General features: G+C 71.0%; 21 protein-coding genes. 9 read left to right on the top strand and 12 right to left on the bottom strand.

Annotated elements, in window-relative coordinates; genetic code table 11:
- Positions 1-13 precede the first annotated feature (13 nt).
- Together Q9R47_RS19890 and Q9R47_RS19885 are read right to left on the bottom strand one after the other, a co-directional pair.
- A complete protein-coding gene (locus tag Q9R47_RS19890) occupies positions 14-1,543 on the bottom strand; it encodes an altronate dehydratase family protein (protein ID WP_311234846.1) in 1,530 nt (509 codons plus the stop codon).
- Between the two features lie 25 nt (positions 1,544-1,568).
- Positions 1,569-2,567, bottom strand: a complete 999-nt coding sequence (locus Q9R47_RS19885) for a tripartite tricarboxylate transporter substrate binding protein (protein WP_311234845.1) — start codon at positions 2,565-2,567, stop codon at positions 1,569-1,571.
- A 117-nt stretch (positions 2,568-2,684) separates the two neighbouring features.
- Here Q9R47_RS19885 and Q9R47_RS19880 point away from each other — a divergent pair, with 117 nt between their 5' ends.
- Positions 2,685-3,617, top strand: coding sequence for a LysR substrate-binding domain-containing protein (locus Q9R47_RS19880; RefSeq protein WP_311234844.1), 933 nt, complete (start codon positions 2,685-2,687; stop codon positions 3,615-3,617).
- 55 nt (positions 3,618-3,672) lie between these two features.
- Here the strand turns inward: Q9R47_RS19880 and Q9R47_RS19875 are convergent, their stop codons facing one another.
- On the bottom strand, positions 3,673-5,142 hold the full coding sequence (locus Q9R47_RS19875; protein ID WP_311234843.1) for an MFS transporter: 1,470 nt from the start codon (positions 5,140-5,142) through the stop codon (positions 3,673-3,675).
- Between the two features lie 92 nt (positions 5,143-5,234).
- Here Q9R47_RS19875 and Q9R47_RS19870 point away from each other — a divergent pair, with 92 nt between their 5' ends.
- On the top strand, positions 5,235-5,858 hold the full coding sequence (locus Q9R47_RS19870) for an FMN-binding negative transcriptional regulator (protein ID WP_311234842.1): 624 nt from the start codon (positions 5,235-5,237) through the stop codon (positions 5,856-5,858).
- A 12-nt stretch (positions 5,859-5,870) separates the two neighbouring features.
- Here Q9R47_RS19870 and Q9R47_RS19865 read toward each other — a convergent pair whose 3' ends face one another.
- Together Q9R47_RS19865 and Q9R47_RS19860 are read right to left on the bottom strand one after the other, a co-directional pair.
- Complete coding sequence (locus Q9R47_RS19865) at positions 5,871-6,920, bottom strand: patatin-like phospholipase family protein (protein ID WP_311234841.1); 1,050 nt, start codon at positions 6,918-6,920, stop codon at positions 5,871-5,873.
- Between the two features lie 101 nt (positions 6,921-7,021).
- Positions 7,022-8,119, bottom strand: a complete 1,098-nt coding sequence (locus Q9R47_RS19860; RefSeq protein WP_311234840.1) for a tartrate dehydrogenase — start codon at positions 8,117-8,119, stop codon at positions 7,022-7,024.
- Between the two features lie 143 nt (positions 8,120-8,262).
- Here Q9R47_RS19860 and Q9R47_RS19855 point away from each other — a divergent pair, with 143 nt between their 5' ends.
- From Q9R47_RS19855 to Q9R47_RS19845, 3 genes are read left to right on the top strand one after another with little or no spacing between them, the layout of a single operon-like run.
- Entirely contained in the window at positions 8,263-9,180 is a 918-nt protein-coding gene (locus Q9R47_RS19855; RefSeq protein WP_311234839.1) for a LysR substrate-binding domain-containing protein, read from the top strand.
- The gene (locus Q9R47_RS19850) at positions 9,177-9,905 is read left to right on the top strand and encodes a YafY family protein (RefSeq protein ID WP_311234838.1); all 729 of its coding nucleotides are present in this window, start codon (positions 9,177-9,179) and stop codon (positions 9,903-9,905) included. Before Q9R47_RS19855 ends, Q9R47_RS19850 begins: the two co-directional genes overlap by 4 nt.
- A 47-nt stretch (positions 9,906-9,952) precedes the next feature.
- Entirely contained in the window at positions 9,953-10,636 is a 684-nt protein-coding gene (locus Q9R47_RS19845) for a glutathione S-transferase family protein (protein ID WP_311234837.1), read from the top strand.
- A gap of 87 nt (positions 10,637-10,723) precedes the next feature.
- Here the strand turns inward: Q9R47_RS19845 and Q9R47_RS19840 are convergent, their stop codons facing one another.
- Together Q9R47_RS19840 and rpsU are read right to left on the bottom strand one after the other, a co-directional pair.
- Positions 10,724-11,170 carry a GatB/YqeY domain-containing protein gene (locus Q9R47_RS19840; protein WP_311234836.1) on the bottom strand — a complete coding sequence of 149 codons (447 nt, stop codon included), beginning with the start codon at positions 11,168-11,170 and terminating at the stop codon, positions 10,724-10,726.
- Between the two features lie 241 nt (positions 11,171-11,411).
- Positions 11,412-11,624, bottom strand: coding sequence for a 30S ribosomal protein S21 (gene rpsU, locus Q9R47_RS19835; RefSeq protein ID WP_007833691.1), 213 nt, complete (start codon positions 11,622-11,624; stop codon positions 11,412-11,414).
- Between the two features lie 309 nt (positions 11,625-11,933).
- Between rpsU and Q9R47_RS19830 the strand changes: the two genes are divergently transcribed.
- Positions 11,934-15,200 (top strand): EAL domain-containing protein, encoded by a 3,267-nt coding sequence (locus tag Q9R47_RS19830; protein ID WP_311234835.1) that lies wholly within the window; start codon positions 11,934-11,936, stop codon positions 15,198-15,200.
- On the opposite strand, the gene Q9R47_RS19825 is transcribed toward Q9R47_RS19830, so the two are convergent.
- Entirely contained in the window at positions 15,109-15,528 is a 420-nt protein-coding gene (locus tag Q9R47_RS19825) for an antibiotic biosynthesis monooxygenase (RefSeq protein ID WP_311234834.1), read from the bottom strand. The two genes, Q9R47_RS19830 and Q9R47_RS19825, sit on opposite strands and share 92 nt — an antisense overlap.
- Positions 15,525-15,902 (bottom strand): NIPSNAP family protein, encoded by a 378-nt coding sequence (locus Q9R47_RS19820; RefSeq protein WP_311234833.1) that lies wholly within the window; start codon positions 15,900-15,902, stop codon positions 15,525-15,527. Before Q9R47_RS19820 ends, Q9R47_RS19825 begins: the two co-directional genes overlap by 4 nt.
- 94 nt (positions 15,903-15,996) lie before the next feature.
- On the opposite strand from Q9R47_RS19820, the gene Q9R47_RS19815 reads away from it, so the two are divergent.
- Positions 15,997-16,776: a helix-turn-helix transcriptional regulator gene (locus tag Q9R47_RS19815; protein ID WP_311234832.1), complete on the top strand. Its 780-nt coding sequence runs from the start codon at positions 15,997-15,999 to the stop codon at positions 16,774-16,776.
- A gap of 40 nt (positions 16,777-16,816) precedes the next feature.
- Here Q9R47_RS19815 and Q9R47_RS19810 read toward each other — a convergent pair whose 3' ends face one another.
- Both Q9R47_RS19810 and Q9R47_RS19805 read right to left on the bottom strand, forming a co-directional pair.
- A complete protein-coding gene (locus Q9R47_RS19810; protein ID WP_311234831.1) occupies positions 16,817-18,148 on the bottom strand; it encodes an NAD(P)/FAD-dependent oxidoreductase in 1,332 nt (443 codons plus the stop codon).
- Positions 18,148-19,272 (bottom strand): sterol desaturase family protein, encoded by a 1,125-nt coding sequence (locus Q9R47_RS19805; protein ID WP_311234830.1) that lies wholly within the window; start codon positions 19,270-19,272, stop codon positions 18,148-18,150. The genes Q9R47_RS19810 and Q9R47_RS19805 overlap by 1 nt, the downstream gene beginning before the upstream one ends.
- Positions 19,273-19,498: 226 nt before the next feature.
- Here Q9R47_RS19805 and Q9R47_RS19800 point away from each other — a divergent pair, with 226 nt between their 5' ends.
- Positions 19,499-20,005 (top strand): acyl-CoA thioesterase, encoded by a 507-nt coding sequence (locus Q9R47_RS19800; RefSeq protein ID WP_311234829.1) that lies wholly within the window; start codon positions 19,499-19,501, stop codon positions 20,003-20,005.
- Positions 20,006-20,187: 182 nt separating this feature from the next.
- Here the strand turns inward: Q9R47_RS19800 and Q9R47_RS19795 are convergent, their stop codons facing one another.
- Positions 20,188-20,922 carry an aspartate/glutamate racemase family protein gene (locus Q9R47_RS19795; RefSeq protein WP_311234828.1) on the bottom strand — a complete coding sequence of 245 codons (735 nt, stop codon included), beginning with the start codon at positions 20,920-20,922 and terminating at the stop codon, positions 20,188-20,190.
- Between the two features lie 155 nt (positions 20,923-21,077).
- Between Q9R47_RS19795 and Q9R47_RS19790 the strand changes: the two genes are divergently transcribed.
- Positions 21,078-21,821, top strand: coding sequence for a GntR family transcriptional regulator (locus Q9R47_RS19790; RefSeq protein WP_311234827.1), 744 nt, complete (start codon positions 21,078-21,080; stop codon positions 21,819-21,821).

Below are 21,821 nucleotides of genomic sequence, written 5' to 3'. Positions count from 1 at the left end.
AGGAAGGAAAGTCTCAGCTCACGATGCCCAGGTGCCAGGGCACGAACTCGTGGTCGCCCAGGCCCAGCAGCTCGCTCTTGGTCGCCTCGCCGCTCGCATGCCGCAGGATCTGCGCGAAGATGCGCCCGCCCATCTCGGGCACCGTCAGCTCGCCGTCCAGGATCACGCCGCAGTTGATGTCCATGTCCTCCTCCAGCCGGCGGTACATGGGCGTGTTGCTGGCGAGCTTGATCGTCGGTGCCGGCTTGCTGCCGAACATCGAGCCGCGCCCGGTCGTGAAGCAGATGAGCTGCGCGCCGCTCGCGATCTGGCCCGTGGCGGCCACCGGGTCGTAGCCCGGCGAATCCATGAAGACGAAGCCGCTCTCGTCGATGCGCTCGGCGTATTCGTACACCGCGCGCAGCGGCGTGGTTCCGCCCTTCATGGCCGAGCCGAGCGACTTCTCGAAGATGTTCGCCAGGCCCCCGGCCTGGTTGCCGTGGCCCACCACGCCGTTGAACTGGGCGTTCTGCCCGGCGGCATAGCGCTCCCACCAGGCCAGGCGGTCGAGCAGCTTCTGCCCCACTGCCGGGGTGACGGCGCGGCGCGTGAGCATGAACTCCACGCCATGGATCTCCGGCGTTTCCGACAGGATGGCGGTGCCGCCGTGGCGCACGAGCACGTCCATCGCCGCGCCCAGCGCCGGGTTGGCCGTGATGCCCGAGAAGCCGTCCGACCCGCCGCATTCGAGCCCGATCTTCAGGTGGCTGGCGGGCACCGTGCTGCGGCGCGCCGCGTCGGCCGCGGGCAGCATCGCCTCGATGGCCGCGATGCCGGCGGCGATGGTGGCGCGCGTGCCGCCCACGTCCTGCATCACCAGCGTGTGCAGCAGCCGGCCGCGCTCCAGCCCCTGGGATTCCACGAGGCCGTCCACCTGGTTGCGCTCGCAGCCCAGGCCCACGATCAGCACGCCCGCCAGGTTCGGGTGCCGCGCATAGCCCGCGATCGTGCGGCGCAGCACGTCGAAATGCTCGCTGGGCGACGACATGCCGCAGCCGCTGGTCTGCGCGAAGGCGACCACGCCGTCCACGTGCGGGAAGTCCCGCAGACGCTCGGGCGTGAAGTGCGCGGCGATCTGCTTGATGACCGTGGCGGAGCAGTTGACCGACGACAGGATGCCGATGAAATTCCGCGTGCCCACGCTGCCGTCGGCGCGCACGAAGCCCTGGAACGTCGCGCGCTCGCTCTCGGGCACGTAGTCCACGGGACGCACGTCCGTGCCGAAGGCCGGGTCGCGGTAATAGTCCACGAGCTGCAGGTTGTGGCTGTGCACGTACTCGCCGGGCTCCAGGTCGCGCGTCGCCACGCCGATCACCGTGTCGTACTTCTTCACTTGCTCGCCCTGCGCGATGCGCCGCGCCGCGATCTTGTGGCCCGGCGGCACCTGGGCGCGCGTGCGCACCCCCAGCTCGGGAATCTCCTGCCCCAGCGCCAGCGCCGTCTTGGCGACGAACACGTTGTCGTGGGGGTGCAGGTGCAGCAGCGGACTGTCAGGGCGGAGCATGCGGGGTTCCATCATGGGCAGGTGATCAGGACTTCATCAGTTCGCGCAGCTTCAATTTATCGATCAGCACGGTTTCCTTGGCGTAGACCGTGTTCACGTACTTCTCGTAGTCGGGGCCGTCCAGGTACAGCAGCGGTGCGTCGAGCTTGTCGGCCACGGCCTTGAATTCCGGGCTCGCGACGGCCTGGCGGAAGGCGTCGCGCAGCCTGGCCGCCACGGCAGGGTCCAGGCCTTTCGGCGCGCCGATGCCGTTGGGAGCATCCACCACCACGTCCCAGCCCAGCTCGCGCAGCGTCGGCACGTCCTTGAAGCGCGCGGTGCGCTGCTCGCCCCAGGTGGCCAGCAGCCGCAGCTTGCCGGATTCCACGTGCGGAGCCCACGAGCTGGAATCCGCCAGCGCGTCCACGTGGCCGCCCAGCACGCCCTGCAGCGCTTCGGCACCGCCCTTGTAGGGCACATGGTTCAGCTGGATGCCCGCGACGCTGGCGAATTCCTCCATGCCCACGTGCGTCGCGCCACCGACGCCGGCATGCGCGTACGTCACCTTGCCCGGATGGGCCTTCGCGTAGTCCACGAACTCCTTGAGCGTCTTGAACGGCGAGTTCGCCGGCACCGCGATGCCGAAGGTCTGGCCCGACGTGCGCGCGATGTACGTGAAATCCTTGCGCGGATCGGCCTGCAGGGTGCCCAGTTGCGAGAACCGCGTGACGGAGATCGGGATCTGCCCGATCGTGTAGCCGTCCGGCTTCGCGCCGGCCAGGGCTTTGGAGCCGATCATGCCGGAAGCGCCCGCGCGGTTCTCCACCGCGATCGGCTGGCCGAGCACGCGGCCGGCCACCGTGCACAGCGTGCGCATCGACTGGTCGGCCGTGCCGCCCGCCGGCCAGGGGCAGATGAAGGTGATCGGACGGTCCGGGTAGGTGCCCTGCGCCAGCAGGCGGGAGGGCGCGGAGGCGAGGGCGAGCGTGGCGGTGCCGAAGGCGCCCAGAACGAACTGGCGCCGGCCGCAGCGTGGGGTCTGCATGGATTTGTCTCCTGGTTTTTATCTGTCGGTGAGGACAGCCGCCATTGTTCAGAAGCAGCCCATGCCGATCCAATGACAATATCGACTCTCTTCATAACCATAACGGAATGAACGGCCATGGCCCAGATCGACCGCGTGCTGCGTTCCAACCTCAAGCTGCGGCACCTGCAGATGCTGGTGGCGCTCGACCAGTTCCGCCACGTCGGCCGCGCGGCGGAGTTCCTCTCGGTCACCCAGCCGGCCGTATCGAAAACGCTCGCGGAGATCGAGCGCATGTTCGGCCTGCTGCTCTTCGAGCGGTCCACGCGCGGCACCGAGCCCACCGCCGCGGGTGCGAGCGTGGTGCGCTTCGCACGCTCGGTGCTCGCCGGCTACGAGCGCACGCGCGACGAGATCGCTTCAGAAGCCAGCGGCGCGCGCGGCCGCACCAGCGTGGGCGCGATGGTGGCCGCCACCCCGGTGCTGCTCGCGCAGGCCGTGGAAGCGTTCAAGGCGCGCTCACCCCATGCCACGGTGCTCATCGAGGAAGGCGACCTGACCCGCCTGCTGCCGAAACTGCGCCTGGGCGAGCTGGACCTGTTCGTCGGCCGGCTCGAACCCGGCTACGCCTCGCCGGACCTGGAAACCGAGGCCCTCTATGACGACCCCATGGTCGCCGTCGTGCGCCCCGGCCATCCCCTGGCCCGCAAGCGCCAGCCCCGCTGGTGCGACATCGCCGCGCAGCCCTGCGTGCTGCCGCCGCCCTGGGCCTCGCTGCGCGTGAAGCTGGAGCAGCAGTTCTTCGCGCACGGCCTGCATCCGCCCGCCGACATCGTCGAATCGGCCTCGTTCCTCTCGCAGATCACTTTCGTGCAGCAGCGCGGCGCCGTGGCCTTCATGGCACGCGCCGTGGCGCGGCATTGCGCCGAGCAGGGCATGGTGGCGGTGCTGAAGCTGCCGGTGCCGGTGGAGTTGCCGCCGGTGGGGATCATCCGGATGCGGGGGCGGGAATGGACGGCGGTGACGGAAGGGTTGGTGGAGTGCCTGCGGGAGCGCGGCGGCCGGCCGTGAATGCCGGCGGCCCGGGCGCCGTGCCGGCGCGCCCGCATCGGATGGGCGCTGCGGTTCAGCCGTCGCTGCCCAGCGGCGGCGCGATCTCCTCCAGCGATTTCCGCTCCGCATCCACCGCCCAGCGCCACGTCACCCCTGCCGCCAGCAGCACCAGCGCCGCGCCCAGCAGGTAGCCCATGAACACGTTCTCGCGGCTGCCCGTGTCGATGAGCGCGCCGAACAGAGCAGGGGCCGCGAAACCCCCGACACCGGTGCCCACGGCGTAGAAGAGGGAAATGGCGAGCGCGCGCATTTCCAGCGGGAAGACCTCGCTCACCGTCAGGTAGGCCGAGCTGGCCGCCGCCGAGGCGAGGAAGAACACGACCGACCAGGCGACGGTCTGCGTGGTCGCGTCGAGCCAGCCGTTCACGAAGCCGATGCCGGTGGCCGCGAGCGCGATGCCGGCCAGCGCATAGGTGGCGGTGATCATCACGCGCCGTCCGACGCGGTCGAACAGGGGGCCCAGCAGCAGCGGCCCCAGTACGTTGCCGGCGGCGAACGGGAAGATGTAGAGGCCCACCCGGCTGGCATCCACGCCGTAGAAGCGTGTGAGCACCAGCGCGTAGGTGAAGAAGATCGCGTTGTAGAAGAACGCCTGCGACACCATCAGGGCCAGCACCACGGCGCTGCGCTGCGGGTAGCGGCGCAGCAGCACATGCGCCACCTGCCGCGCCGTGGGCAGCCCGCCGGGCTGCCGGGATGCGGGGGCGGCCGCGGCCGACGTTTCGCGGCCCGGGCGTTGCGCCGGAAGCCCCTCTGCCGCTGCCGGCGCGGGCGGCGGCGCCGCGCCATGCACGCGGCGTTCGATGTCCGCCACGACGCGCTCGGCTTCCTCCGCGCGGCCGTGCGTCAGCAGCCAGCGGGGGCTCTCAGGTACGTGCCGGCGCACCAGCAGCACGGCGACGCCGAGCAGCGCCCCCATCAGGAACGCGGCACGCCAGCCATGCTCCGGGCCGAGCACGCGGGCATCCAGCAGCACGAGGCTCAACGCGGCCCCGAGCGCGGCGCCCAGCCAGAAGCTGCCGTTGATCGCCAGGTTCACGCGGCCGCGCACGCGGGCCGGGATGAGTTCGTCGATGGCGGAATTGATCGCCGCGTATTCGCCGCCGATGCCGATGCCCGTGAGGAACCGGCAGAACGCGAACGCGGCGAAGCTGCTGGTGAAGGCCGTGGCCACGGTGGCGGCCATGTAGACCATCAGCGTCAGCATGAAGAGGCGTTTGCGGCCCAGGGCATCCGCCATGCGGCCGAAGACCAGCGCGCCGAGCACCGCGCCGGCCACGTAGAGCGATGCCGTCCAGCCGACCTGCGAGGCGCTCAAGCCCAGCGTGTCGGGGCGCTCCAGCGCGCTGCCGAGCGAGCCGACGATGGTGACTTCCAGCCCGTCGAGCACCCAGGCGATGCCCAGCGCGATGACCACGCGCCAGTGCCAGCCCGACCAGGGAAGGCGATCGAGCCGTGCCGGAATATCGCTGCCGAGGGACATGGCGGCACCTTATCCTCCCCAGGCGGGGCCGGCCGTAGGAAGCGGGCGCATGCGTGCGTGCCGGGAGCCGTTGCCGGCGGTATTCTCCGGTGATGTACATCCCCGACCATTTCGCGGTGACCCGCCCCGAAGACCTCGCCCGCATCGTCCAGGACCACCCCCTCGGCATGCTCGTCACGCACGGCGGGGGCGGGCTGGACGCCGACCACATCCCGTTCGCATTCGACCCCGGCGAAGGGCCGCACGGCGTGCTGCGCGCCCACGTGGCCCGCGCCAACCCGCTGTGGCGGCGCTGCGCCGGCGGGGCGCCCGTGATGGTGGTGTTCCGCGGGGCGGAGGCGTACATCTCGCCCAGCTGGTACCCGAGCAAGCACGAGGCGCACCGGCAGGTGCCGACGTGGAACTACGAAGTCGTGCATGCGCACGGCACGCTCACCGTGCACGACGACGAGCGCTTCGTGCGCCGCATCGTCGCGCGCCTCACGAAGCGGCACGAGGCCGGCGAGCCCGTTCCCTGGAAGATGGGCGATGCCGCGCCGGGCTTCGTGGACGAACTGCTGCGGCACATCGTCGGCATCGAGATCGCCGTGACCTCGCTGGTGGGCAAGGCCAAGCTGAGCCAGAACAAGGAACCGCGCGACCGTGCGGGCGCGGCCGATGCGCTGCAGGCCCGGGGCCACGGCGCGGCGGCGGACGCCATGCGCGCCGCCGGCTGACTCGGTAAGGCCTCAGGGCGCCGGGCAGGAGCCGTCCAGCCCCGCCATGCCGGCCAGCTTCTGCAGCCGCGAGCGCTGCTCCAGGCAGGCCTGGTGCTGCGCCTCGGCGGCCTTCTGCTGCGCGAGCCGCGTGGCCTCGGCACGCGCCGCCTGCAGCTGCGCGATGCGTTCGCGGATCTGCGGCATCGCGGCCAGGGCGGCTTTCTCGCCTTCGAGGATGGCGCTGGCGCGCTGCGTGAAATCGGCCGCGCCGATGTCCAGCACCTGCGGGCGCACGACCACGTCGGCGCGCGCGAGTTCGGCCTGGCCGAGCTTCTGCCCCATGATCGCGATCGACTGGCCCAGGGTGCCGAGCATGCCGGCCGGCGCCTGGCCGCGCGCCCTGTTGGAGATGTCCACGGCGACCACCACGTCCGCGCCGAGCTGGCGCGCGGCATCGACCGGCACCGGGCTCACCACGCCGCCGTCCACGAAGTGGACTTTGCCGATCGCCACGGGCTGGAACACGCCCGGGATGCTGCTGGAGGCGCGCACCGCCTGGCCGGTGTTGCCGCGCGTGAACACGGTGCGCTCGCCGTCCTCCAGCCGCGTCGCCACGGCGGCGAACGGCCTGGCCAGCCGCTCGATCGGCTGGTTGCGCAGCTGCGCGTTCACGTAGTCTTCGAGCTTCTGGCCGAGGATCAGGCCGCCGGACGCCAGCTGCAGGTCGCGGATCTTCGCCTCGTCGAGCGCCACGGCCTTTTCCTGCAGTTCGAACGCATTCATGCCGCTCGCATACAGCGCGCCCACGACGCTGCCGGCGCTCGTGCCGGCCACCACGGCGGGCGCGAAGCCGTTGGCCTCCAGCATCTTGATGACGCCGATGTGCGCAAAGCCCTTGGCCGCGCCGCCGCCCAGGGCGATGCCCACCTTGATGGCGGCGGGCTGGGGGGCGGATGCGGGCGTGGCCTGGGGCGGCGCGGCCGGCGATGCCACCGGGGCCGCGGGCGGCGCACTGCCGCAGGCGGTGAGCGCCGCCGCACTCAGGATGCCCAGGGGGCGCAACAGGGCGTTCAATCGCATGCCGGAAGAAAATGCAGTGGGGAAGCAGCCAGTTTATCGGGCTGCCGCCCGCCGCGGGCGTGCAGGGTTGGCGGCCGTTGCCGGCGGCGCGCCGGGCCGGGTCAGCCGCGAGCGATGGCCGCGGCGATCGCCTCGCCCACCTGCGTCGTGTTCGCGGTGCCGCCCAGGTCCGGCGTCTTCGGTCCGGTCTTGATCACTTCCTCGATCGCCGCGACGATCGCATCGTGCGCCTGCCGGCCGGCGCCCTGGCCCTGCGTGAGGAAGTCCAGCATCAGCGCACCCGACCAGACCATGGCGATCGGGTTGGCGATGTTCCTGCCGTAGATGTCCGGCGCCGAGCCGTGCACCGGCTCGAACAGGCTGGGGAACGTGCGCTCGGGGTTCAGGTTGGCCGAGGGCGCGAGGCCGATGGTGCCGGTGGTGGCGGGCCCCAGGTCCGAGAGGATGTCGCCGAAGAGGTTGGTCGCCGCCACCACGTCGAAGCGCCCGGGCTGCAGCACGAAGCGCGCCGTCAGGATGTCGATGTGCTGCTTGTCCAGCGTGATGCCCGGGTAGCCCTTGGCCACGTCGTCCGCGCGCTGGTCCCACCAGGGCATGCTGATGGCGATGCCGTTGCTCTTGGTGGCGAGCGTGACGTGCTTCTTCGGGCGGCTCTGGGCGAGGTCGAAGGCGAACTTCAGCAGCCGCTCGGCGCCCTTGCGCGAATAGACCGATTCCTGGATCACGATTTCGCGGTCGGTGCCCTCGTACATGATCCCGCCCAGCGACGTGTATTCGCCTTCGGTGTTCTCGCGCACCACGTAGTAGTCGATGTCGCCGGGCTTGCGGCCGGCCAGCGGGCAGGGCACGCCCTCGAACAGGCGCACGGGCCGCAGGTTGATGTACTGGTCGAATTCGCGGCGGAACTTGAGCAGCGAGCCCCAGAGCGAGACGTGGTCGGGCACGGTGGCCGGCCAGCCGACGGCACCGAAGAAGATCGCGTCCATGCCCTGCAGTTGCGCCTTCCAGTCGTCGGGCATCATCTTCCCGTGCGCGAGGTAGTAGTCGCAGCTCGCCCAGTCGAAGGTGTGCAGTTCCAGCGCGATGCCGAAGCGTTCGGCGGCCGCCTTCGTTGCACGCAGGCCTTCGGGCATGACTTCCTTGCCGATGCCGTCGCCGGGCAGGACGGCGATCTTGAAGGTCTGGGAGGGGTTGGACATGGGCGGAGTCTCCGGAAAAAGGCGTGGAAAGGAGGGATCGGTGGCCGGCGCGCCGAGGAGCCTGGCCGACCGCATGAAGCCGATTCTTCGGCAAACCGCGGTGCAATACAATCCGCCATCCGTGGTTCCATTGTTCACGCACCGTGCATAAAACGCCCGCTACCGACGACCTGCGGGTCTTCACCGCCGTGGTGCGCCGGGCCAGCTTCGCGCATGCTGCTGCCGAGCTGGGCGCATCGCCTGCCTACGTCAGCAAGCGCATCCGCCTGCTCGAGGAGGAACTGGCCGTGAAGCTCCTGCACCGCACCACTCGCCGCGTGGCGGTGACGGAGGAGGGCGAGCGCGTCTTCCACTGGGCGCAGCGCATCCTCGACGATTGGGACCAGCTGCTGCAGGAGGTGGCCGTGACGCGCCGCGAGCCGCGCGGGCTGCTGCGGGTGAGCTGCAGCTTCGGCTTCGGGCGGCGCATCGTGGCGCCCGCGGTGTCGCGGCTGGTGGAGCGCCACCCGGGCCTGCAGGTGCGGCTCGAAGTGTTCGACCGGCTGGTGGACGTGGCGGGGGAGGGGTTCGATCTGGACGTGCGCGTGGGCGACGAGATCGCGCCGCACCTGATCGCCCGCCGGCTGGCCGGCAACTGCCGCGTGCTGTGCGCCGCGCCGGCCTACCTGGCACGCAAGGGCATGCCCCGCGCGCTGGACGACCTGGCCGGCCACGACTGCCTGGTGATCAAGGAGCGCGACCACCCCTTCGGCGTCTGGCGGCTGCGCAGCGGCGCGGCGGACCGCACGGTGAAGGTGCGCGGGCCGCTGTCGGCCAACCATGGCGAGATGGCGGTGCAGTGGGCGGTGGACGGACGCGGCATCGTGCTGCGGTCGCTCTGGGACGTCGGGCCCGAGCTGGCGGCGGGGCGGCTGGTGCGGCTGCTGCCCGAATGGCAGCAGGAGGCCAATGTCTGGGCCGTGTATCCGACGCGGCTGGAGCGCTCGGCCAAGGTGCGCGTGTGCGTGGAGTTCCTGCAGGCCCATCTCTCGCGCGAGACCTGGGCCACGGAGACCGCATGAACCGCCCCGTCCGCTCTGCCCGGTTGCTGCAGTTGCTGGACGAACTGCGCCGCTGCCGCCATCCCGTCGCCGGCGCGCTGCTGGCCGAGCGCCTGGGCGTGAGCCTGCGCACGCTGTACCGCGACATCGCCGTGCTGCGGGAGCAGGGGGCCGACGTCGCGGGCGACGCGGGCGTCGGCTACCAGCTGCGCCCCGGCTTCCTGCTGCCGCCGATGATGTTCCCGCCCGACGAGCTGGAGGCGCTGCTGCTGGGCGCGCGCTGGGTTGCGGCCCATGCCGATCCCGTGCTGGCCCGCGCCGCGGCGCAGGGCATGGAGCGCATCGCCAGCACGCTGCCGGCCCTGCTGCGCCTCGAGGTGGAGACCAGCGGGCTGTTCGCTCCGCAGTGGTCCGGCCCGCCGCCCGAGCCCTGGCTGGGCACCCTGCGCCACGCCATCCGCGCGGGCCATGCGGTGCGCATGCGCTACACGGATGCCGGCGACGCGGTGACCGAGCGGGTGGTCTGGCCGTTCGCCATGGCATTCCTCGACCGGATGCGCCTGCTGGCGGGCTGGTGCGAGCTGCGCCAGGATTTCCGCCACTTCCGGGCCGACCGGGTGCTGTCGCTGGAAGACACCGGCATGCGCTATCCGGCCCAGCGCCACGACCTCCTGCGGCGCTGGCGGCAGGAGCGCCTGCAGCAGGCCGGCAGCGCCGTGCGGGAACCGACTGCTGACAGGATCTGACATCGGCGGCGCGCAGACTGCGGGCTCTTTCAACCCTGGAGCCCGCGATGCACGACGAATCCCTGACCTTCTACACCCACCCCATGTCCCGCGGCCGGGTCAGCCGCTGGATGCTGGAGGAGACCGGCCTGCCGTACGAGGAGGTCATCCTGGACTACGGCAGCACGATGAAGTCATCGGATTACCTCGCGATCAACCCGATGGGCAAGGTGCCCGCGCTGCGCCATGGCGGCGTGACGATCACCGAGAACGCCGCCATCTGCGCCCACCTGGCGGACCTGGCCCCCGAAAAGGCGCTGCTGCCGCCGGCCGGCTCGGCGCTGCGCGGCCTGTGCTACCGCTGGCTGTTCTTCGCGGCCGGGCCGGTGGAGTCGTTCCTCACCGCGCGCAAGTACGGCGCCCTGGCGCCCACGTCCGAGGCGGGCTACGGCAACGAGGCCGACCTGCTGCGCACGCTGGAGCAGGCGGTGGCCGGCAAGGCGTACCTGGTGGGCGCCGGCTTCACCGTGGCCGACCTGTATGTCGCCTCGGTGATGGGCTTCTACATGCGCTTCGGGATGCTGGAGCGCCGGGCCGCGTTCGAGGACTATGTGCGGCCCCACCAGCAGCGCCCCGCCGCGCTGCGCGCCGCTGCCCGCGACGAGGCCCTGATGGCGGCCCATCCGCATCCCGCGGCGGCAGCGGCTGCGGCGGCCGCCACGACCCGCACTGCGGCTGCGGCCGCGCCATGAAAAACTGCCAGCCTCCCGGGGGGAGCGCTGGCAGCGATGACCGGGGCGCCGCGCATGGCCGCGCCCTGGGAGGAGGGACGTGGGCCGTCAGCCGGCCAGGGCTGCCTTCACGGCGGCCGACACCTGGCCCATGTCGGCCTTGCCCGCCAGGCGCGTCTTCACCACGCCCATCACCTTGCCCATGTCGCCCGGGCCCGCGGCACCCAGCTCGGCCACGATGGCCTGCACGGCCGCCGTCACCTCGTCGGCCGACATGCGCTCCGGCAGATAGGCCTGCAGCACCGCCATCTCCGACTTCTCCTTGTCGGCCAGATCCTGGCGGCCCGCGCCCTCGAAGGCGGCAATCGAATCCTTGCGCTGCTTGATGAGCTTGTCCACGATCGCGACGATGGCGGCATCGTCCAGCGCCACGCGCTCGTCCACTTCCTTCTGCTTCATCGCGGCCTGCAGCAGCCGGATGGTGCCCAGGCGCTCGGAGTCCTTGGCGCGCATGGCGGTCTTCATGTCTTCGGTGATCTGTTCCTTGAGGTCCATGATGGCTTTCCTTGTATTTGATCGGATGGATCAGGCAGAGCGGAAGGGTTTGCACAAAGCCCCTCCGGCTAGGCCCAGCGCCGCAGACAGTAGTTGTGCTACGGCAAGGCGCTGGAACGACGCCGGAGGGGCTTTTTGCAGACCCGCAAAACGACAAAACCCGCGCTTGGCGTCCCTAGCGCGGGTTTCTCGGCGGCGAGGCCGACCGTACGAATCGTCGATACGGCGGCCGATGCGCCGATCAGTACAGCTTCTTGGGCAGCTGCATGCTGCGGACGCGCTTGTAGTGGCGCTTCACGGCGGCAGCCTTCTTGCGCTTGCGCTCGGCCGTCGGCTTTTCGTAGAACTCACGGGCGCGCAGGTCGGTCAGCAGGCCCAGCTTTTCGATGGTGCGCTTGAAGCGGCGCAGTGCCACGTCGAAGGGTTCGTTCTCTTTTACACGGATGGTGGTCATTCAGTGATGTTTCCAGTATGTGCTGCCAGCGGGTTGCGGGGAAGATCGGGCCCTGCAGCCATTCACAGCGGGTTTCCCCGTCTCTAACTAGTATTGGCCGACGGGGATTTGCCAGCAAAGCCTTGGATTGTAGCAATTTCTGGAGGCGGTGTGTCAGGGGATCGTTCGGTGCGACGGCCGCGCCGCGCTTCCGGCAGCCGGAACCTTCCGCCCTGGGTGTGGATGTTGCTAACCGATGGGACAGCCCGGATCCGCGGGCGTTTCCGGACGGCGGGCACAGGGGTGCCCGCGCTGCCCCATCGGGACTCTATGCCGAATCTGCACCGCATCACGGGCCGCCTCACGCGCTGGCTGGGCCGTCTCAGCGTGGGCCGCAAGCTCATGCTCATCTACCTGCTCGACCTCACGGCAGTCATCTACGTCTCGGGCATCCTGATCCACGAGAAGTACCTGGCCATCGATTTCGCCCGCAAGGAAATCGTGGGCACGGCCTACGCGGCCGTGGTGCGCGACGGGCTCATGGGCGCCTTCATTCCCGGCGATCCGACGACGTACGCCCTGTTGCTGGACCGCATGCGCGACCAGCGCGAGGCGCACGATGCCTCCCTGCGCACGGAGGACATGGCCGAGCGTTTTGTACAGGCGTTGCCGCCGGGCGGCGGCAGCGGCAAAGCCGGGGCCGCAACGGGGGCCGTCTCCGATGCGGGCCTGCAGCAGGATCGCGACCAGCTGTTGCGGCAGGGCCGCGAGCTGCTGACCACGGTGGCCAACCAGTCCAACCTGATCCTGGACCCGGACCTGGACAGCTACTACGTGATGTCGCTCACCATGCTGCGCTACCCCGAGCTGCTGCAGGTGGTGCACGACACCCAGGGTTTCCTCGCCCAGCGGCCGGCGCCCCGGCAGCAGACGGCCGTCGGCTCGCACCGCGCCGCCGAACTGCTGACCCTGGTGGGCCGGCTCGATGCGGTGCTGGTGGGCATCGACTCGGATTTCGACCAGGCCTTCATCGCCGGCAAACCCGCGCTGCGTGATCGCCTGGGGCCGACGCGCCATGCGCTGCAGACTTCCGGGCAGGCGCTGCAGGCGCTGCTGCAGCGCGTGGCGCAGGGCGACGTGGGCCCGGATGCCGCGGCCCTGGAGCTGCGCGAGCGCCAGCAGGCGCTGCTGGGCGCGCTGGGCAGCGCCTGGGTCGCGGGCACGGACGCCATGGACCAGTTGCTGGCCACGCGGGTCCACGACCTGTTCGCCCGCATGTGGCTGCACCTGGGAACGGCCGTGCTGCTGCTGGGCTGCATCCTGAGCCTCGTCACCCTGGTGGCGCGCCAGATCGCCAAGCCGCTGCAGCAGCTCGCGCGGGTGGCCGGCGAGGTGCGGCGCACCGGCGACCACACGCTGCGGGCCCACTGGAGCAGCGGCGACGAGATCGGACGACTCGTGACCGCGTTCAACGAGATGCTGGCCCAGCTGGACCACGAGCGCCTGCTGCAGCAGGAGCTGGCCGCGAGCGCCCGCGCCGCCGAAGCGCAGCGCGAACTCGTGGAGGCGCTGCCGATCCCGATGGTGGTGACCTCGGTGCCCGAGCACGAGGTGCTGCACTGCAATGCACCCGCCAGCCCGTGGCTCGGCGGCGTCACGCACGATCCGTGGCGCACGGGGCTGGAGCCCGGCGTGCGGGCACGCTTCTTCCAGCGCCTCGCCGACCACGGCGTGGTGGACGAGTTCGAGGTGCGCTGGAAGGGCGGCGCCGAGCCGTCCTGGGCGGTGCTGTCGGCGCGGCGCCTGCGCTTCCAGGGCCGCGACGCCATGCTCACGGCGTTCACGCCGATCAACGTGCTCAAGGTGATGGAGCAGCGGCTGGAGCTGTGGGCGAAGGTGTTCGAGGCCTCGTCCGAGGGCATCATCATCATGAATGCCTCGCAGCGCATCCTGAGCGTGAACCAGGCGTTCTGCCGCAGCACGCACTACGATTTCTACGAGGTGATCGGCGAGCACCTGGGGATGCTGCTGGAAGCGCCTGCCGAGCCCTCGCCGGGCGCCGTGATCGCCCGCGCGCTGGCCGAGAAGGAGTCCTGGCAGGGCGAGGTGCACTTCCGGCGGCGCTCGGGCGAGAGCTATCCGGCCTGGCTCATGGTGTCGGTCGTGCGCGAAGGCGGCAAGGGCGGCGCGGTGACCAATTACATCGGCATCGCGATCGACATCACGGACCGCAAGCGCAACGAGGAGCGGATCCGGTTCCTGGCGCACCACGACGTGCTGACCGAACTGCCCAACCGCTCGCTGTGCGTGCAGCGTCTGCAGGCCGGACTCGACCAGGCGGCGCTGAGCGGCGAACGGCTGGCGGTGCTGTTCATCGACCTGGACCGCTTCAAGGCGATCAACGACACCCTGGGCCACCACATCGGCGACGGCCTGCTGCGCTCGGTGGCCGCCCGCCTGGTGCAGGCGGTGCGCGACGGCGACACGGTCAGCCGCCTGGGCGGGGACGAGTTCGTGGTCGTCATGCGGCAGGTGGAGGGCGCCGAGCAGGTGCTGCGCGCGGTGGAGGAGCGCCTCATCCCGCTGATCCGCCAGAGCCACCCGGTGGACGGCCACGAACTGAGCGTGTCGTGCAGCGTCGGCATCGCGGTCCACCCCGAGGACGGCTCGGACCTGGACGAGCTGATGCGCCGGGCCGACGCGGCGATGTACGAGGCCAAGACCGCCGGCCGCGACATGGCCCGGCTCTACTCGCTGGAGACCGACCGGCGCGTGCAGGCCCGGCAGGCGCTGGAGCAGGCCCTGCGGCGGGCGCTGGAGCGCGACGAGTTCGTGCTGCACTACCAGCCGCGCATGTCGGCGCGCACCGGCTGGCCCACCGGCGTGGAGGCGCTGCTGCGCTGGCGCCACCCCACGCTCGGGACCGTGCTGCCGGGCGAATTCATCCCGATCGCGGAAGAGGCCAACCTGATCCGGCCGATCGGCGCCTGGGTGCTCGACCAGGCCTGCGCGCAATGGGCCATCTGGCGCGCCTCGGACACGGGCGGCTGGCTCGCGGGGCTGCCGGTGTCGGTCAACCTGTCGGCGGCGCAACTGGCCGATCCGCAGCTGGTGCCGGACATCGCGGCGATGCTGGCGCGCCACGGCATGCCGGCGCGCTGCCTGGAGCTGGAGATCACCGAGTCGCAGCTCATGGACCACGCCGGCGCGGCGCAGGGCCAGCTCGCGGCCCTCAAGCGATTGGGCGTGCAGCTGTCCATCGACGATTTCGGCACGGGCTATTCCAGCCTGGCCTACCTGAAGCGCTTCGCGATCGACACGCTGAAGGTGGACCGGTCCTTCATCCGCGACATGCTCTCGAGCCCGGCGGACATGGCGATCACGCGCGCCATCATCGGCCTGGGCCGCACCCTGGGCCTGCAGGTGGTGGCTGAGGGCGTGGAGGACGAGGCCACGCTGCGCATGCTGGCCTCGCTGGACTGCGACGAGGTGCAGGGCTACTTCTTCAGCCGGGCGCTGCCGCCGGAGGCGCTGCAGCGGTGGCTCTCGGAGCTGGCGGCGTCGCCGCCGCGCCTGCAGGCCCCGGCGGGGCCGTGAGCGCATCGTCCGGCGCACCGGCGCGGTCGTGCGGTCCGTAGTCGCGCAGCACCCGCGCCACGCGCAGCCGGTAGTCCTTGAACACGCCGCCGCGCCCGGCGGCCTGCGCCGCGCGGTGGCCGGCATGGGCGCGCCACCGTGCCACGGCGTCTTCGTCGCGCCAGAACGACAGCGACAGCAGCTTGGCCGGCGAGGCCAGGCTCTGGAAGCGCTCCAGGCCAAGGAAGCCGTCCATGCCTTCCAGGTCGGCATGCAGGGCCGCGGCGCGCGCCAGGTATTCGTCGCGGCCATCGGCGGAAGGGTGGGCCTCGAAGAGGACGGCGATCATGGTGCGGTGCCCCCGGCGATGGACGCGGCTGCCGCGGTGTCGAAGCCTTGCGCGGGCAGCCCGAGCGTGCCCGGCACCGCCAGCGCGAAGCGCCGCTCCTCGCGCAGGATGAAGCGCCCCCGCTGCGCCCGTTCGAAATTCGCGCGGCCTTCGGGGTCTGCCCGCAGCCGTGCCCGGTAGGCCTCGTAGGCCGCCAGGCTGTCGAAGGCGATCAGTCCCCAGGCCTCGTGGTTGCTGCCTTCATGCGGCAGGAAGTAGCCTAGCAGGTGGCCGCCGCAGCGCGGGATGATGCGGCCCCAGTGCTGGGCGTAGTCTCGGAAGGCGTCGATCTGGAATGGATCGATCTCGTAGCGGATGAAGCAGGTGATGGGCAAGGTGGACTCCAGATGCGGGAAAGGGGCCTCCCGCGAAGGCATGCCGCCATTGGATGCCGCCCCGCACGGCCGACGCTTCGCCGCGGAGCGAAGCATGATCACGAGCCCCTGGGGCACACTGCGGTGCGTGAAGACCAACCAGATCGCCCACGTGGCCGCGCTCATCGGCGAACCCGCGCGCACCGGCATGCTGCTCGCGCTGATGGACGGCCGCGCGCTCACCGCGCGCGAACTCGCGCAGGCGGCACGCGTCTCCCCCGCCACGGCGAGCCGCCATCTCGCGCTGCTGGCCGAAGCGGGCCTGCTGTCGGTGCGCAGCCAGGGCCGCCACCGCTACCACCGGCTGGCCGGGCCCGAGGTGGCGCGCCTGCTCGAAGGCCTGATGCAATTCGCCGTGCTCCCGCGGGACGCGCCTGCCAAGCCCGTGGCGGCGGGCCCGCGCGACGAGGCCCTGCGACGCGCGCGCACCTGCTACGACCACCTGGCCGGGCGGCTGGGCGTGGCGGTGGCGGCCCACCTGCTGGAGGAGGGTGCCGTCGTGTTCGACAGCGACGAAGGCGGGCACGCCACGGACCGGGCCGCGGCCGTGCTGGCGCGGCTCGGCGTGGACGCGCCGGGTGCGGCCGGCGCGCTGGAAGCGGCCACGTCCCGCCGGCCCGTTTGCCGCCCCTGCCTGGACTGGAGCGAGCGCCGCCCGCACGTGGCCGGGCGCATCGGCGCGCTGGTCTGCGCGCATTGCCTCGCCGAAGGCTGGCTGGCCCGCACCGCCGGATCGCGGGCGCTCGCCGTCACGCCGCGCGGCGCAGTGGCGTTGCGCGATTGGCTCGGGGTGGCGCGCTGGGGCGAGGTGGCTGGCAGCGGTATGCCGGGTTGATCCGCTTTCCGTGCCACGCGCTGGCGCGCGGCGCGGCGGATCAACCGGCCGGCAGGGCCTGCGCGCAGGCGTGGGCGCTCGCCCAGGCCCACTGGAAGTTGTAGCCTCCCAGCCAGCCGGTGATGTCCACGACTTCGCCGATGAAGTAGAGGCCGGGCCGGGCCTTGGCCTCCATCGTCTGCTGCGACAGCGCGGACGTGTCCACGCCCCCCAGCGTGACCTCGGCCTTCTTGTAGCCCTCGGTCCCCGTGGGCACCAGCTCCCAGCGCGCGAGTTGTTCCGCCAGCCTGGCCAGGGCCTTGTCGGGCGCCTCGTTGATCGGGCGCTGCAGTTCGGGGTGCCGCTCCACCCAGGCATCGGCCAGGCGCGTGGGCACCAGCGCGGCCAGTTCGTTGGCCACGCGCTTCTTCGAACGCAGCTTGGCCTGCGCGAAGGCCGCGGGCAGGTCGGTGCCCGGCGCGAGGTCGAGCGCGATCGGCGTGCCGGGCTGCCAGTAGCTGGAGATCTGCAGCACCGCCGGGCCCGAGAGGCCGCGGTGGGTGAAGAGCAGGTCTTCGTGGAAGGCCATGCGCGCTTTCTTCCTGCCGCTGGGCCGCCCCGAGGCGGGAACGGCCCCCTCGGGGGGCAGCGACCCGCGTGGCGGCGGAGCGTGGGGGTGGTCAGGGACGCCGGTGGACATCTCCACCGGCAGCGCGAGCCCCGCGAGGCCGGCATACGGCGCCCAGCCGTCGCCGTCGAAGGTGAGCGGCACCAGGCCCGGCCGGCGCTCCACCAGCGGCAGGCCGAACTGCTGCGCCACGCGGTAGCCGAGGTCGGTCGCTCCGATCTTCGGGATCGACAGCCCTCCCGTCGCGATCACGAGGCTGCGGCTGCGCACGGCGCCGCGGCCGGTCTGCAGCAGGTAGCCGCCGGAGCCCGATGCGCCCGCGTCGCCCTCGGCCCAGGCCACGGAGCGCACGTCGCACGGCTGCCAGCGCTCCACCCGGCCGGCCTCGCATTCGGCGAGCAGCATCGCGATGATGTCCTCGGCCGAGCGGTCGGCGAACAGCTGGCCCTTGTGCTTCTCGTGGAAGGCGATGCCGTGCTTCTGCACCAGCGCGATGAAATCGGCCGGTGTGTAGCGCGACAGCGCCGAGCGGGCGAACTGCGGGTTGCGGCCCACGAAGTGGCGGTGCGGCGCGGCCGCATCGAGGTCGCGGTTGGTGAAGTTGCAGCGGCCGCCGCCGGAGATGCGGATCTTCTCGGCCACTTTTTCGGCGTGGTCGATCAGCAGCACGCGCAGGCCGCGCTGGCCCGCCTGGGCCGCGCAGAAGAGGCCGGCCGCGCCGGCGCCGACGACGACGGCGTCGTAGTAGGGGGCAGCGGTGTCCATCAGCCCTTCCAGGTGAACGGGAACTTCAGCTGCTTCACGAAGCCGTTGGGCACGTAGTCGCCCAGCACGCCGTACTTCCCGGGCCAGAGCCGGTCGCTCTTCACGGCGGTGCCGAACAGGTAGTCGATGAACGCGAAGTGCGCCGCATAGTTCCTGTCGAGCGCCTCCTGGTCCTGGCTGTGGTGCCAGTGGTGGAAGTTGGGCGTCACCAGCACGTAGCGCAGCGGCCCCAGGCGCACGCTCACGTTGGCGTGGTTGAACACGGCCTGGAAGCCGACGATCACGATGTAGGCGTCGATCACTTCCTTCGAGAAGCCCAGCACGTAGATCGGCGCGAGCACCAGCGTGCGCGTGATCAGCAGCTCCAGGATGTGCTGGCGCGAGCCGGCCATCCAGTCCATGCTTTTCACGCTGTGGTGCACGGCATGCAGGCGCCAGAGCACCGGCACCTCGTGGTAGGCGCGGTGCGTCCAGTACTGCACCAGGTCGGCCACCAGGATGATGAGGAAGAGCGCCACCCAGAAGTTCAGGCCCTGCACCCAGCCGCGGATGCCGTCGCTGGCGGCCCAGCCGAACAGCCGGTGCACGAGCAGGTTGGTGGCCAGCAGCACGAAGCCCACCACCATGTGGTTCACGATGAAATGGTGGAAGTCGCACTGCCATTCGGCGCGGAAGATCGGCTGGTCGCGCCGCAGCGCGAACAGCTTCTCGACGAAGATGAAGATCAGCGCGCTGCCGAGCAGATCGAGGATGAACCAGTCCAGCCCGATGTAGGGCGTGTTGTCCGCGAAATCGTGCACGGGCACCTTGTGGCCGCCCAGCAGCGCGGCCGAGGTCACGAGCAGGAAGGCCGCGGACGAGAGCCAGCGCGAACGGTTGAAGATGATGTTCACCAGTGAAAGCCCGCCCGCGATCACCAGCGCCGCGAACATCAGCGTGCGGATCACGTCCACGTTGTAGGCACGGCGCAGCTGCGGCGTGGTCAGGTACTGCGGGAAATGGAAGGCCAGCACCCCGAGGAAGCAGAGGATGCCCAGCGAGAGCGCGATGACGCCGGAGATGTGGCCCCGGCCCGGGCGCAGTTCGCCGTGGCTGGCCGTGAAGTCGTTGAGTTTGTCGAGCATGGTACGGCGCGCCCGGCCCGCGGGCGCGCAGCCCGGAGGGCGTGCGCCGCGGACCGCCGCAGTGGTCTGTGGAGCGAGGCGCGAGTGTAGCGAACCCCCGCGGCGCGCGCGGTGTCCATCGGTTTCAGGCGCCGAAGCGTGGGGAGGCCCCCAGCCCGGCGGTAGCGCCCGTCTCCTCGCCGCCACGCCCGTCCCCGTGGCCGCATCCGCCCCTAGAATCTCGGCCATGACCATGCCCCACAGCCCGGCCCACCAGCTCAGCATGACCGTGCTCATGTCACCCGACATGGCCAACTTCTCCGGCAACGTGCACGGCGGTGCCATCCTCAAGCTGCTGGACCAGGTGGCGTATTCGTGCGCCGCGCGCTATTCGGGCAGCTACGTGGTCACGCTGAGCGTGGACCAGGTCACGTTCCTGCAGCCCATCCACGTGGGCGAACTGGTCACCTTCCTCGCGAGCGTCAACTACACGGGCACCTCGTCGATGGAGATCGGCGTCAAGGTGGTGGCCGAGGAGATCCGCACCCAGATCGTGCGGCACGTCAACAGCTGCTTCTTCACGATGGTGGCGGTGGACGAGGCCCGCAAGCCCACGCCCGTGCCGCCGCTCGCGCCCTCCACGGCGGACGAGCGCCGGCGGTGGGAAGCGGCATTGATGCGCAAGAACCTGCGCCGCGAGCAGGCCGAGCGCTTCGCGCAGATCCAGCGCGAGGCGGCGGCCGCGCACGGCTGAGGGCGGCCTTCCCGCAGGACCTGCAGGCCGGGATTCGTGTCTGGCGAGCTGTTGCGCGGGCCCCAGGCGCGGTAGCGCCGGGTGGTCGGGCCATCGACGGCCTGGGTCTTCGGCAGGGCGCGACCGCGCGGCACTCACCGATCGGGAGGGCCGTAGGCGCGTGTCCGCGCCGCCCTATGGCGCTAGCGGATGCCGAAGATCCGGCCCCAGCCCGCGAGGGGCGCCGTGTCCACGCCGGCCAGCTTCAGCGCCTTCCAGACCACCGTGGCCACGGAGTCGTACACCGGCACGCCCCACTGCGCTTCCAGTTCGGCCGCCAGCGGCGCGCCGCGCAAATTGGTGCAGTAGATGGCGATGGCCTCCGGGCGTTCGCCGCCGGTGGTCATCACGTCGTGCACGCACTGCCGCAGGGTGCCGGCATCGACTTCGGAGAACGCGAAGTTGTCCTGGATGCCGAGGTGGCGCTCGGCCACGCATGCGATGCCCAGGCCCGCGTAGTTGCGCACGATGGCCTGCTGCACCTCGGGCAGGTACGGCGAGACCAGGCCCAGGCGCCGCACGCCCGTGCGCTGCAGGATCTCGTTGAGCGCCAGCACGGAGGTGCAGGCACGTACGCCCGTGGCGGCCTCGATGGCGGCGCACAGGGCGTGGTCGGTGTCGAAGCCGAGCCAGCCGGCGGAGGTGCCGTTCCAGCCGATCACGCGGCAGCGGGCGTGCGAGAGCAGTTCGGCAGCGTCCAGCATGCCGCGGTTGCCGAACTGTGCATTGGCCTGCGCGGAGAGCGCGATCTCCGTGACCTTGAAGCGCCCGAAGTGCGCGGACACGTGGGGCAGGCCGTGCAGCATCGCCGCGGTGACGGGCTCCAGCACAGTGTTGGACGAGGGCGTGAGCATGCCGATCAGGGTGCGTGGTTCCATGGTGTGCGGGGCGGGAGGATCGTTTCGATGCGGGCCATGATGCGAGAACCGTGCCATGCCGGTCCGTCTTGGATGCAATATGCTTGCGTATTGCATCCAATCGTTGTGCCTGCTGTGGACGGCCACTGCGCACGATTCCTGCATGGACCCTTGCCATGACCACCCAGCGATCCTCCCGTAAAGCCGCGGCCGCGCCGGCCGCCGAGCCCGCGCCCCGCCGCGTGGCCAGCCAGGCCGACATCCACGAGACCATCTACAACGCCATCGTGGAGCACCGCCTGCTGCCGGGCACCAAGCTGGCCGAGGAGAAGATGGCCGAGCTGTTCGCCGTGAGCCGCACGCAGGTGCGCGGTGCCCTGCAGCGGCTGGCCGTGGCGCAACTGGTGACGCTGGTGCCGCACCGCGGCGCCTTCGTGACCACCCCCACGGCGGACGATGCCCGCGACGTGCTATGGGTGAGGCGCACGCTGGAGCCCGCGGCCATGGCCCGCCTGATCGAGCGCATCGCCGCGGGCAAGGCATCCAGCGCCACGCGGCAATTGCGGGCCCTGGTACAGCGCGAACAGCAGGCGCACGCCCGGGGAGACCGGCGCAAGGCGGTGCGCCTGTCGGGCGAATTCCACGTGCTGCTGGCGGAGCTGTCGGGCAGCCCGCAGCTCGCGCGCATGGTTCGCGAGTTGACGCCGCTGACCTGCCTGGCGATCCTCGCCTTCGATGCGCCCACCGATTCGGCCTGCCCGAACGACGAGCACTCGCAGCTCATCGACGCCATCGAGCGGCGCGACACGGCCGGCGCCTGCCGCCTCATGGAGGAGCACCTGGAGCACATCGAACGCTCGCTGCGTCTGGACGGGCGTCCCGAGGTGGAGATCGACCTGGCCGAAGCGCTGCTGGGCTGA

Source organism: Acidovorax sp. PRC11 (assembly GCF_031844105.1).
In the GTDB taxonomy this organism is placed as follows: domain Bacteria; phylum Pseudomonadota; class Gammaproteobacteria; order Burkholderiales; family Burkholderiaceae_C; genus Paracidovorax.
Note: the sequence above shows the minus strand (reverse complement) of the source record. Positions and strands in the feature narration are given on the sequence as shown.

Excerpts from the sequence above, each read along its gene's own strand:
- Q9R47_RS19810 (WP_311234831.1), bottom strand. The coding sequence starts at position 18,148 with ATGGACACCGCTGCCCCCTACTACGACGCCGTCGTCGTCGGCGCCGGC.
- rpsU (WP_007833691.1), bottom strand. The coding sequence starts at position 11,624 with ATGACCACCATCCGTGTAAAAGAGAACGAACCCTTCGACGTGGCACTG.
- Q9R47_RS19850 (WP_311234838.1), top strand. The coding sequence starts at position 9,177 with ATGAACCGCCCCGTCCGCTCTGCCCGGTTGCTGCAGTTGCTGGACGAA.
- Q9R47_RS19890 (WP_311234846.1), bottom strand. The coding sequence starts at position 1,543 with ATGCTCCGCCCTGACAGTCCGCTGCTGCACCTGCACCCCCACGACAAC.
- Q9R47_RS19815 (WP_311234832.1), top strand. The coding sequence starts at position 15,997 with ATGATCACGAGCCCCTGGGGCACACTGCGGTGCGTGAAGACCAACCAG.
- Q9R47_RS19800 (WP_311234829.1), top strand. The coding sequence starts at position 19,499 with ATGACCATGCCCCACAGCCCGGCCCACCAGCTCAGCATGACCGTGCTC.
- Q9R47_RS19795 (WP_311234828.1), bottom strand. The coding sequence starts at position 20,922 with ATGGAACCACGCACCCTGATCGGCATGCTCACGCCCTCGTCCAACACT.
- Q9R47_RS19840 (WP_311234836.1), bottom strand. The coding sequence starts at position 11,170 with ATGGACCTCAAGGAACAGATCACCGAAGACATGAAGACCGCCATGCGC.
- Q9R47_RS19790 (WP_311234827.1), top strand. The coding sequence starts at position 21,078 with ATGACCACCCAGCGATCCTCCCGTAAAGCCGCGGCCGCGCCGGCCGCC.
- Q9R47_RS19880 (WP_311234844.1), top strand. The coding sequence starts at position 2,685 with ATGGCCCAGATCGACCGCGTGCTGCGTTCCAACCTCAAGCTGCGGCAC.
- Q9R47_RS19830 (WP_311234835.1), top strand. The coding sequence starts at position 11,934 with ATGCCGAATCTGCACCGCATCACGGGCCGCCTCACGCGCTGGCTGGGC.
- Q9R47_RS19825 (WP_311234834.1), bottom strand. The coding sequence starts at position 15,528 with ATGATCGCCGTCCTCTTCGAGGCCCACCCTTCCGCCGATGGCCGCGAC.
- Q9R47_RS19870 (WP_311234842.1), top strand. The coding sequence starts at position 5,235 with ATGTACATCCCCGACCATTTCGCGGTGACCCGCCCCGAAGACCTCGCC.
- Q9R47_RS19845 (WP_311234837.1), top strand. The coding sequence starts at position 9,953 with ATGCACGACGAATCCCTGACCTTCTACACCCACCCCATGTCCCGCGGC.
- Q9R47_RS19860 (WP_311234840.1), bottom strand. The coding sequence starts at position 8,119 with ATGTCCAACCCCTCCCAGACCTTCAAGATCGCCGTCCTGCCCGGCGAC.
- Q9R47_RS19805 (WP_311234830.1), bottom strand. The coding sequence starts at position 19,272 with ATGCTCGACAAACTCAACGACTTCACGGCCAGCCACGGCGAACTGCGC.
- Q9R47_RS19875 (WP_311234843.1), bottom strand. The coding sequence starts at position 5,142 with ATGTCCCTCGGCAGCGATATTCCGGCACGGCTCGATCGCCTTCCCTGG.
- Q9R47_RS19885 (WP_311234845.1), bottom strand. The coding sequence starts at position 2,567 with ATGCAGACCCCACGCTGCGGCCGGCGCCAGTTCGTTCTGGGCGCCTTC.
- Q9R47_RS19865 (WP_311234841.1), bottom strand. The coding sequence starts at position 6,920 with ATGCGATTGAACGCCCTGTTGCGCCCCCTGGGCATCCTGAGTGCGGCG.